Origin of the sequence: Promicromonospora kroppenstedtii DSM 19349 (assembly GCF_000515355.1) — a bacterium.
Lineage (GTDB): Bacteria > Actinomycetota > Actinomycetes > Actinomycetales > Cellulomonadaceae > Promicromonospora > Promicromonospora kroppenstedtii.
This window is the reverse complement of the sequence record NZ_KI911642.1, coordinates 3869-5156: the sequence shown is the minus strand read 5'-3', so window position 1 is coordinate 5156 and position 1288 is coordinate 3869. Positions and strand designations below refer to the sequence as shown.

General features: G+C 72.7%; 3 protein-coding genes. All 3 read right to left on the bottom strand.

Going from position 1 to position 1288, the window contains the following annotated elements; translation table 11 throughout:
* The coding region (locus PROKR_RS34310; RefSeq protein ID WP_036962084.1) for a hypothetical protein at positions 1-183 on the bottom strand (183 nt) is incomplete at its 3' end.
* A gap of 55 nt (positions 184-238) precedes the next feature.
* Positions 239-799, bottom strand: coding sequence for a hypothetical protein (locus PROKR_RS08685; protein ID WP_036962081.1), 561 nt, complete (start codon positions 797-799; stop codon positions 239-241).
* 257 nt (positions 800-1056) lie between these two features.
* Positions 1057-1288, bottom strand: a 232-nt coding sequence (locus PROKR_RS34305) for a hypothetical protein (protein WP_036962079.1), incomplete at its 5' end; no start/stop codon positions are given.

The window sequence follows — 1288 nt, the reverse complement described above, 5'->3', positions numbered from 1 at the left end:
GACGTGCCGCACGGCGCGCGCCGCACCCGGGTTCTGCGGCGGGCTGCCCGGCCCCGCGCCGGGGTCGACGGTGATCACGGAGACCGCCGTGAGCGGCGATCCGGCCAGCAGGGCGGCGATCTCGCGGTCCGCGTCGGGATCGGTCCCGGCGTCGTCGGCGGTGAGGACGAGGCTGCGCGTCATGCGGTCCAGTCTGGCGCAGCGGCGGACTGTCCGCGCTCACGACGAGGCGCTGACCTCAGTCTTTACCGATGACGCCGGTGCCGAGCGCCGTCTTGACCTTGCCGAGCTCCAGCTCGAGCTCCCAGGGCGTGGTCACGTGGGGGATGGCGGACGGGACGCAGGACGGCTTGGCCGTGTGCAGGGTGAGGCTCGCCCCCAGGGTGTCGGCCCGCCAGACTCCGGTGCCCACCACCTCGTACTCCCCCACGTCGGTGCGGTGCAGCATCACGACGTACTCGTGGTCGCTGCGCAGGATCGACGCCAGGTTCGCCCCGGGTGGCGAGGAGGCCGAGCCGACCTGGGTGACGACCAGGCTCGCGTCCTTCTCGACCTCGCCGAGCATCACCTTCCGCAGCTCCAGCTCGGTGCGCGTCCAGGGCACCCGGTCCACGACGTCGACCCCGGAGCGGCCGGCCTGGACCAGTGCGACGACGTCGGCGTCGGCGACCAGCTGCTCGACCGTCGCGTACTTCTCGGGGACGGTGAAGTTCGCGACGCTCGCTTCGCGCGCGCACCCGCCCAGCAGGACGCCGACCAGCAGGACGCCGAACAACGACGCCCCGACACGTGCACGCATCCGCCGTTCACCCCCTGTCGTCCTGGTCCTCGGGTGCCGGTGGGCACCCACTGAGAGAGAGCGACAGGTCGCGGCGCGCGGGGCGCCTGCTTCGTGTACTCGCTTGCAGTGCAACGAATGGTCTCCCGCTGCGAGAAGCGGGTACAAGGGGTCACCCGGGCGAACCCGCGTGGATCAGGTTTGTGATTTACCACTATCTGAAAACACGGCGGAGAAACCCGCGAAAAGGGGCGGCTGACGGCGCCGCTGGGCCGCCGTCAGGCGGCGTGGGTGCTGGCGATCGCGCGCACGAGGCCCGACGTGGAGATCGAACCCTTGCGGTAGCGCTCGACCGCGGCGGCCAGCGCCTCGCCGACGTCGCTCGGGATGCGCGAGGACGGCGCCGTCGGATGCCAGATCTCGCGCTCGAAGACGGCGGTCCGGCGGGCCGGTCCCCGGAACAGGCGTCCGGCCAGGGCGGGCGGGGCGCCGGCCGGGGGTGCGGGCGGC